Genomic DNA, 7942 nt, shown 5'->3' with positions numbered 1-7942 from the left:
CGCGCGCCGCGAGCCGTGGCGGCTGCTCACGCCGGCCACCCCGACGCCGCCACGGGACAGCCTGCCGGCGGGTGGGACTGGCTGGTGCTCCCTGGGTTCGCCCGCACCGCCGACGGGTACGCGGCCCGCCGGATGAACCTGCCGGGCGCGCAGATGTCCGCGCTGCGCGGCTCCGCCGTGGCCGCCGCCGTCGACGCCGTCTCCCCCGATCTGTTCATCGCCGACCGCCACCCCTTCGGCGTGGGCGGCGAACTCACCGAGGCACTGGAGCTGCTGCGCGGCCGCCCGGGCTCCCGCACCGTGCTCGGCATGCGGGACGTGCTCGACACCCCGGAGGTGGCCGCTCGTGAGTGGGAGACCGTCGGCGGCGCCGAACGGGTGGCCGAGGCCTATGACCAGATGTGGATCTACGGGGACGCCGACGTCGACGACCCGCGCCGCACCGGGGAGATCCCCGCCGCCCTGGCGGCGAAGGGTCGCACCACCGGCTACCTCGCCCATGGCAGGCCCGATGACGAAGGCGCCCCGGCCGCGCGACCCTACGTGCTCACCATCGTCGGCGGCGGCTCGGACGCGCCCACATCGCCGCCGCCGCCGCCCAGGCCCAGCCTCCCCGCGGCCACCGGCACCTGATCGTTGCGGGACCGCAGATGCCGCCCGAGGATGTGGGGCGGCTGCGCGAGCTGACCGCCGACCGACCCGAAGTGGAGCTGCTGCGCAGCGCTGCGCATGTGCCCGCACTGGTCCGGGAGGCCTCCGCCGTGGTCTCCATGGCGGGCTACAACTCAGTGGCCGAGATCATGGCCACCACCACGCCGGCCCTGCTGGTCCCCCGGCATACGCGCCGGGCCGAACAGCCCCGGCGGGCGGCGGCCCTGGCCGACGTCGCCGCCGTCGACACCCTGGACGCTGCTCAGCTGGATCCGGAGGCGCTGAGCCGCTGGTTCGCCCACGCCGCGGGCCGCCGCACCCTGCGCGACCGGATCGATCTGGACGGGCTGACGCGCGTGGGAGACCTCGCGGCCGCGCTGATCTCCGCCAGCCGGACCACCGACGCTCGGACCATCCGCACGTCCGCACACCCTCCGGCGGATCTCGTCCCTCTCTCCGGATGCTGACCCCATGATCTGAGCACCGAGACTTGACGCCGGATGTGACACGAGTTACATTTCTACGTAACACGAGTTACAACGGCAATGAGAGGCAGGTGACGACGGCGAGATGGACCACCACCCCAGTGGCAGCGGACGGCCTCGCGCCGCCACCATGACCGACATCGCCGATCGTGCCGGAGTCAGCAGAACCACCGTGTCCTTCGTGCTGAACGACCGGAACCGGCACCACATCTCTGACGAGACGCGCCGCCGAGTGCTGGAGGCCGCGCAGGCGCTGGACTACCGCCCCAACGCCACCGCACGTGCCTGGTGAGTCAGCGCAGCGGGCTCTATGGCCTCGTGACGGAGATCGTCACCGCGCCCTACGCCGTCGACGTCATCAAGGGCGCCCAGCGCACCAGCTGGGACAGCGGACGTTTCCTGCTGATCGCGCCCAGCGAGGATGATCCGGCCGAACTGGCCTTCGCCGTGGAACGACTCCTGGAGCAGCGGGTCGAGGGACTCCTCTTCGCGGCGACATGGCACCGCCCCGTCGCCATCCCGGATCAGGCGCGCACGCTCCCCTGCGTCCTGGTGAACTGCTTCGACCCGGAGCACGAAGTCATCAGCATCGTCCCCGACGAAGTCGCCGGAGGCCGCAGGGCGGCCCGAGCGCTCCTCTCCCACGGACACCGCCGGATCGGGCACATCACGCTGGAACCGGGCATACCCGCCCAGGTGGGCCGGCTCCAGGGGTTCCGGGAGGAACTGGCCGCCGCCGGCGCCCCCTTGGACGACGCCCTCATCGCCACCGGGGATGGAACGGCCGAAGGCGGATACCGAGGAGCCTTGCAGCTGCTCACCGGCGACCGGCCCCCGACCGCCCTGTTCTGCGGCAACGACCGAACCGCCATGGGCGCCTACGACGCCCTCCGCGACCTCGGGCTGGACGTCCCGGGAGACATCTCCATCATCGGCTTCGACGACCAGGAGCTCATCTCCGCGCATCTGCGCCCGGGACTGACCACCGTGGCGCTTCCGTTCACCCAGATGGGAACCGAGGGGGTGAACATCCTCTCCAAGCTCACAGCGGGCAGCCGACTCACTGACCGGCAAGTCCTGGTCGACTGCCCGCTGATCACTCGTTCGTCCGTGGGAGATGCCCCGCGCTGACGAACTGTCTCGTCCACCGTCACTACTTACGGAAGACATCACCCATGGTATACGCCCGCCTTACCTCCGCGCGCCGTCGCGTCGGCGCTGTGGTCCTGCTCGGTACGCTCGGCCTCGTCGGATGCGGCTCATCCACCGCGGACTCCGCGGCCGAAGGACCGCCCCTCACCATCCCCCGCGAAGACATGGGGAACTTCACCCGGAACTTCAACCCGTTCTCGCCGAACTCCGCGCCGATGACGCATGAGGCCATCTACGAAAGCCTGCTGATCTACAACCCGGCGGCCGGGGACACCGTTCCCTGGCTCGCCGAATCGTGGGAAGCTTCCGAGGACGGCCTCACCCTGACCTTCCACCTCCGCGAGGGGGTGACCTGGTCCGACGGCGAGCCGTTGAGCGCCGAGGACGTCGTCACCTCGGTCGAGCTGCAGAAGGAGCTCCTCGGCGGCTTCGAGTACCTGGATTCAGCGACCGCCGACGACGAGTCGACCGTGTCCTTCCACCTGGACCGGCCCTTCTCCCCCGCACTGCATCAGCTGGGCCAGATGAGCATCGTGCCCGCCCACATCTGGAGCGAGCACGATGACCCGGGCGAGGATCTCAACGAGGAGCCCGTCGGCACCGGCCCCTACACGGAGGTCGTGTCCTTCCAGTCGCAGTCCTTCGAACTGGGCCCCAACCCGGAGTATTGGCAGCCGGAGAAGCAGCGCATCCCGGGCATCCGGATGCTGGCCTTCGCCGGCAACGACGGCGCGAACCTGGCCGCCATCAGCGGTGACGTGGACTGGGCTCCCCAGTACATGCCGGACATCGAGACGACGTTCGTCGCACAGGACCCGGAGCATCGACACTACTGGTTCCCACCCACCGGCGCACAGATCAACTGGCAGCTCAACACCGCCCAGGAGCCCTTCGACGACCCCCAGGTGCGCAAGGCCCTGAGCATGGCCATCGATCGGGAGCACATCGTGGAGGTCGGCATGGCCGGCTATGCCATCCCTGCCGACTGCACCGGCCTCGTCGGCACCTATGAGATGTGGCAGGATCCCGCCCTGGTCGACGACTGTGAGTGGACGGAGCACGATCCCGACGCCGCAGAGGATCTGTTGGACGAACTCGGCTTCACCGCTGGGGCGGACGGGGCGCGCAGCACCCCGGACGGCGACCCCTTCACCTTCGACATCTCGGTGGGCTCGACGTCGTCGGACTGGCTGTCGGTGGCGAACATCATCTCCCAGAACCTCGCCGACATCGGCATCCGCGCGTCGGTGGACTCCCCGGACTGGGCCTCGGTCGTCGCCGCCTATGAGTCCGGCGACTTCGACACCGGCATCGTCTGGAGCGCCAACGAGCCCTCTCCCTACCAGTACTTCCGCACTCTGATGTCGCCGGAGACGGTCACCGACATCGGCGACCAGACCTTTGAGAACTACCACCGCTTCGGCGACGACCGCGCAGACGCGCTCCTCGACGACCTCGCGGCGGCCTCCGAGCCGGAGGAGCAGCACGAGCTCGTCGGTGAGCTGCAGGCCCTGTACGACGAGACCGCTCCGGTGATCCCACTGTTCCCCGGCCCGGAGTGGGGCGCCTACACGACCGAGAACTTCGTCGGGTGGCCGGATGAGGACGACCCCTACGCCACCCTGAGCACCCGCTCCCCGACGACCGTGCTGGTCCTCACGTCCCTCGAACCTGTCGAGTGACCCCGACATGACCGTCACGCTCGGGCAGGGGCGTCCCCGGACGCCTCTGCCCGAGTCAGACCCGAAAGGTTCGTCATGGGATACATCCTGCGCAGACTCGGCTTCTACGCCCTTGCATTCTGGGCCTCCATCACCCTCAACTTCATGCTGCCCCGGCTGATGCCCGGAGACCCGGTCACCCGCATGCTCTCCCGGTCGCAGCAGCGTCTCGAACCGCATCAGGTGGAGTCCCTGCAGCGGCTCCTCGGCGTCGACACCGGACCGTGGTGGGAGGAGTACCCCGCCTACATCGGCCGCGTGCTCACCGGAGACTTCGGCGTTTCGATCTCCCAGTTCCCGACCCCGGTCAGCGACGTCATCGCGTCCCAGATGCCGTGGACCCTCCTGCTGGGCGGCGTGTCGCTGGTCATCGCCGTGATCCTGGGCAACCTGCTGGGCATCCTGGCCGCGTGGCGACGCGGCAGCGTCCTCGATTCGCTGCTTCCGCCGGTGATGATCTTCATCGGCTCGTTCCCCTACTTCTGGATCGCGATGGGCTCGCTGTACCTGTTCGGCATCGTCCTGGGATGGTCTCCGCTGCGCCATGCTCACTCGGTGGGTATGACGCCGACATGGAGCATCGAATTCGTCCTCGACGTCGCCGCTCACCTCATCCTCCCGGCACTGTCCATCGTGCTGGTGTCACTGGGCGGATGGATGCTGGGCATGCGCAACACGATGATCGCGACCAACGCCGAGGACTACATCCTCATGGCGCAGGCCAAGGGGCTCTCGACGCCCCGGATCATGCTCCGCTACGCGGCGCGAAACGCCCTGCTGCCCTCGGTGACCAACATCGGGCTCAGCATCGGGTTCATCGTCGGGGGCGCGCTGCTCACCGAGGTCGTCTTCGCCTATCCCGGGGTCGGCTACCAGCTGCTCGGCGCCGTCCAAGGCCTCGACTACCCGTTGATGCAGGGGATGTTCCTCACCATCACTGCCGCCGTGCTGCTGGCGAACTTCCTCATCGACATCGTCTACACGCAGCTCGACCCGCGCGTGCGCACGAGCTAAGGAGACCCACCATGACAGCTCCGACCACCTCCCAGGAGCCTGCTGCCCTGTCGGCCCCGGCTCCCACCGGCTCCGGTGCTCCCAGCGCCTCGCCCCGGGCCTCGACCCCGTGGCGTCTGCTGCGCACTCTGGGGCGGAACGGCAAGGCCGTCGTCGGCCTGAGCATCCTCCTGATCTTCCTGGTCCTGGCTCTGCTGGCCCCTGTGCTGTATCCGGACGACCCCTCCCGCATCGTGTCCGGAGGAGCTCAGTCCCCCTCAGCGGAGCACCTGCTCGGGACCACCGCCAAGGGTCAGGACGTCCTGGCGCTGACCCTCTGGGGATCTCGACCCTCCCTGCTCGTCGGTTCATCGTCGGGACAGCCGCCACGGCGATCGGCATGGTCATCGGCCTGATCAGCGCCTACTTCGGCAGGGTCGTCGACGAGACCCTCTCACTGCTGACGAACATCTTCCTGCTCATCCCAGGACTTCCGCTGCTCGTGGTCCTGGCGGCGTTCCTGCCCCAGGGGCTGGGCACAGTGATCGTGGTGCTGATCATCACCGGCTGGGCCGGCACCGCGCGTGTCCTCCGCTCCCAGGCTCTCTCCATCCGCGGCAAGGACTACATCGACGCCGCCGTCGTCAGCGGAGAGCGGACTACACGCATCGCCGTCCGCGACATGCTGCCCAACATGGCCTCGATCGTCATGACCACGCTGCTGGGAAGCGTCATCGGCGCCATCGGCGCGCAGGCCGGCCTCGAGTTCCTCGGCCTCGGCGACGCCAACACCATCTCCTGGGGGAACAACCTGTACTGGGCGAACACCGACGGCTCGCTGATGCTCGGCCAGTGGTGGATCTTCCTCCCCTCGGGCCTGGCCATCGCGCTCGTCGCCTTCGCCCTGGCCCTGTGCAACTACGCGGTGGACGAGCTGACAAACCCCCGCCTGAGACGAACGCGGTCGGCCGCACGCCGACGGTCTGCCCCGACTGCAGGAGGTCCCCGATGAACACGATCCTGGAGATCGACCGCCTGACGATCGACTATCACGGAGAGGAACGCACCGTGCGCGCCGTGGACGCGGTCAGTCTGCAGATGCAGTCCGGTGAGATCCTCGGCCTGGCCGGCGAATCCGGCTCCGGCAAGTCCACCGTCGCACATGCCGTGATGCGGCTGCTGAGCGATTCTGCGCAGATCGTCGAGGGCTCCATCCGCTTCGCCGGGACTGACGTCGTCTCGCTGGACCGGCGCGAGCTGCGAGCCTGGCGGTGGAACGACGTCGCCATGGTCTTCCAATCGGCGATGAACTCCCTCAACCCGCTGATGCGCGTGGGAGACCAGATCGTCGACGTGCTCAGGGCACACACGGCGATGAGCCGCAGCCAGGCCAGAGCACGCACTGCGGAGCTCCTCGAGGGCGTGCGGATCCCACCGGACAGGATGCGTTCCTACCCGCACCAGCTCTCCGGGGGTCAGCGTCAACGTGTGGTGATCGCCATGGCCTGCGCGCTGGAGCCGCGGCTGCTGATCCTGGATGAGCCGACCACGGCGCTCGACGTGGTCGTCCAGCAGGAGATCCTCGCCCAGATCCGCGAGCTCCAGGAGAGCCTCGGATTCGCGGTCCTCTTCATCACCCACGACATGTCGCTGATGCTGGAACTCTCCGACCGGATCGGCGTCATGTATCGCGGCCGCCTGGTGGAGCTCGCACCGGCGACGGCGATGCGGACAGATTCGCAGCATCCCTACACCCGCGCGCTCATGAACGCGTTCCCCCCGATGACCGGTCCCCGTGTGCCGCTGACCGGGCTGGCCGAAGGGACCCGATTCGTCGACATCGGCGACCTGGAGGCCGTCGCCCCGGGGCATCTCGTGGCACCGAGCCGCACCGTCGACACCGCAGATGAACATTCCGAGAACGAGGTGCCCGCATGACCTCCCCCCAGGATCCTCACTCAGTCTCGCCCGCGCGAGGCGAAGAGTCGCCCGCCATCGAGGCCCAGAACCTGTCGAAGACCTTCACCAGCGGCAGTCTGCTGTCCCGCCGACGGGTCCATGCCCTGCGCGACGTCTCGCTGGCCGTCCGCCCCGGTGAGATCGTCTCCCTGGTCGGAGAGTCCGGCTCCGGAAAGTCCACCCTGGCCCGTTGCCTGGCGCGCCTCGAACAGCCGGACGGCGGAAGGATCCTGCTCCACGGTGAAGACGTCCTCCGGACGGAGCCGCGCCGTGCCTCCAGGAGGTACCGCAGCACCGTCCAGATGGTGTTCCAGGACCCGTTCGGCTCCTTGAACCCGACCCATCGTGTGGAGCATGTCCTGAGCAGGATGCTGCAGCTCCATCAGCCGGACGTGCCCTCACAGGGCGCCGCGCTGAGGGATCTCCTCCACTCTGTGGGGCTCGACCCCGAGGTGCTCTCGGCCTTTCCGCACGAGCTCTCAGGAGGCCAGCGCCAACGCGTCGCCATCGCTCGAGTCCTCGCCGTGGAGCCGAAGGTCATCCTCGCCGACGAGCCGACGTCGATGCTCGACGTCTCCGTCCGGATCGGGATCCTGAACCTGCTGGCCCAGCTCCGGGACGAACGCGGCATCGCCATCATCTACGTGACGCACGACCTCTCCTCCGCGCGGTACCTCTCCGACCGGACCATCGTCATGAACCAGGGTCGCATGGTCGAGGGCGGCCACACCGAGGACCTTCTGGCGCGCCCGGCCCACCCCTACACGCAGCTCCTCCTGAGCGCCGTCCCGGATCCTTCCCGCAGGACGCCGTTCGACATCGAGGAACGCCGACTCCTGCGAGAAGACGTCCGCCGATGGACCGAGGGAGAGGAGCTCACCGTCTCCTCGGTCGCCACGGACGAGCTGGAGCATTGGATCCTCCATCCCACCGATCGCGCCCTGCCCGCCCCCACGATCTGACACCGCCGCAGATCCAGCC

9 protein-coding genes and 1 pseudogene are annotated in these 7942 nt (G+C 68.6%); all 10 read left to right on the top strand.

Annotated elements, in window-relative coordinates; all coding sequences use genetic code 11:
* Window positions 1-633 (top strand): annotated as a pseudogene (locus tag BCY76_RS12815) (glycosyltransferase family protein); the annotation flags it as partial.
* A gap of 17 nt (window positions 634-650) precedes the next feature.
* Window positions 651-1118, top strand: coding sequence for a glycosyltransferase (locus BCY76_RS12810; RefSeq protein ID WP_085437775.1), 468 nt, complete (start codon window positions 651-653; stop codon window positions 1116-1118).
* A 148-nt stretch (window positions 1119-1266) separates the two neighbouring features.
* The gene (locus tag BCY76_RS19490) at window positions 1267-1428 is read left to right on the top strand and encodes a LacI family DNA-binding transcriptional regulator (RefSeq protein WP_237090137.1); all 162 of its coding nucleotides are present in this window, start codon (window positions 1267-1269) and stop codon (window positions 1426-1428) included.
* On the top strand, window positions 1425-2267 hold the full coding sequence (locus BCY76_RS12805; protein WP_237090136.1) for a substrate-binding domain-containing protein: 843 nt from the start codon (window positions 1425-1427) through the stop codon (window positions 2265-2267). The genes BCY76_RS19490 and BCY76_RS12805 overlap by 4 nt, the downstream gene beginning before the upstream one ends.
* Window positions 2268-2311: 44 nt before the next feature.
* Window positions 2312-3970 (top strand): ABC transporter substrate-binding protein, encoded by a 1659-nt coding sequence (locus tag BCY76_RS12800; protein ID WP_070162016.1) that lies wholly within the window; start codon window positions 2312-2314, stop codon window positions 3968-3970.
* A 75-nt stretch (window positions 3971-4045) separates the two neighbouring features.
* Complete coding sequence (locus BCY76_RS12795) at window positions 4046-5023, top strand: ABC transporter permease (RefSeq protein WP_070162014.1); 978 nt, start codon at window positions 4046-4048, stop codon at window positions 5021-5023.
* 11 nt (window positions 5024-5034) lie between these two features.
* A complete protein-coding gene (locus BCY76_RS20500) occupies window positions 5035-5418 on the top strand; it encodes a hypothetical protein (protein WP_336582328.1) in 384 nt (127 codons plus the stop codon).
* Entirely contained in the window at window positions 5403-6014 is a 612-nt protein-coding gene (locus BCY76_RS12790; protein ID WP_336582327.1) for an ABC transporter permease, read from the top strand. The genes BCY76_RS20500 and BCY76_RS12790 overlap by 16 nt, the downstream gene beginning before the upstream one ends.
* Window positions 6011-6940, top strand: coding sequence for an ABC transporter ATP-binding protein (locus BCY76_RS12785; RefSeq protein WP_070162013.1), 930 nt, complete (start codon window positions 6011-6013; stop codon window positions 6938-6940). The genes BCY76_RS12790 and BCY76_RS12785 overlap by 4 nt, the downstream gene beginning before the upstream one ends.
* Window positions 6937-7923, top strand: a complete 987-nt coding sequence (locus tag BCY76_RS12780; protein WP_070162011.1) for an ABC transporter ATP-binding protein — start codon at window positions 6937-6939, stop codon at window positions 7921-7923. The genes BCY76_RS12785 and BCY76_RS12780 overlap by 4 nt, the downstream gene beginning before the upstream one ends.
* Window positions 7924-7942: the final 19 nt, after the last annotated feature.

This window comes from Nesterenkonia sp. PF2B19 (assembly GCF_001758425.2).
GTDB classification, from domain to species: domain Bacteria; phylum Actinomycetota; class Actinomycetes; order Actinomycetales; family Micrococcaceae; genus Nesterenkonia; species Nesterenkonia aethiopica.
This window is presented reverse-complemented; position numbering and strand designations above follow the sequence as displayed.